The sequence below is a fragment of the Streptomyces lomondensis genome (assembly GCF_014651035.1).
Lineage (GTDB): Bacteria > Actinomycetota > Actinomycetes > Streptomycetales > Streptomycetaceae > Streptomyces > Streptomyces lomondensis.
This window is the reverse complement of the sequence record NZ_BMWC01000044.1, coordinates 1-882: the sequence shown is the minus strand read 5'-3', so window position 1 is coordinate 882 and position 882 is coordinate 1. Positions and strand designations below refer to the sequence as shown.

General features: G+C 67.6%; 1 protein-coding gene. It reads left to right on the top strand.

The genetic code is table 11. The features are described from left to right. Positions 1 to 174 precede the first annotated feature (174 nt). Positions 175 to 882, top strand: a 708-nt coding sequence (locus tag IE255_RS38865; RefSeq protein ID WP_190055152.1) for an ABC transporter permease, incomplete at its 3' end; no start/stop codon positions are given.

Below are 882 nucleotides of genomic sequence, written 5' to 3'. Positions count from 1 at the left end.
CGGCCCCGACCAGACGATGATCGCCTCCCTGATCAACCAGCAGGTGATGAAGCAGAACCAGTGGAACGGGGCGGCCGCCCAGGGCGTCATCCTGCTGCTGATGACCTTCGCCGGACTGCTGCTGGTCAAGCTCGTCACCTCCCTCGGCGCGAGCCGGAAGAAGAGGAGCGCGTCATGATGGAGCTGCGCAGCACCCTGGGCGGGCGGATCGCCCTGACGGCGGTCGCCACCGTGATCCTGCTGTTCCTGGCGCTGCCGATCATGGTCGTCCTCGTCACCTCGTTCAGCAAGAACGCCTTCGGCTCGTTCCCGCCGCAAGCGTGGACGCTGGGCTGGTACAAGTCGCTTTTCGCCGACGGCAGCAAGTGGCCGGCCGCGATGTCGACGAGCGCGCTGGTGGCCTGCCTGAGCACCGTGTTCTCGCTGATCATCGGCGTGACCGCGGCGACCGCGCTGACCCGCAGCGAACTGCCGCTGCGCTCCGCGGTCTACGCCCTGGTCCTCGGACCGCTGCTCATCCCGCAGATCGTCACCGCCCTGGGCCTGTTCCTGCTCTTCGAGCCGGCCTCGATGCTGGGCAGCCCGATCGCCATCGCCCTCGGCCACACCGTGCTGGCCTCGCCCATCGCGGTGCTGATCCTGGTGGCGACCCTACGCGGGATCGACGAACGGCTGGAGGACGCCGCGGCGAGCATGGGCGCGAACCGGCTGACCATCGCCCGGCGGATCACCTTCCCCCTGGCCGCCCCCGGCATGATCGCGGCAGCGATCTTCTCCTTCATCACCAGCTTCGACGAGTTCTACATCTCCCAGTTCCTGTCCTCGGTCGACACCGTCACCCTGCCGGTGCAGATCTACAACTCCCTGACCTTCGACATCGAC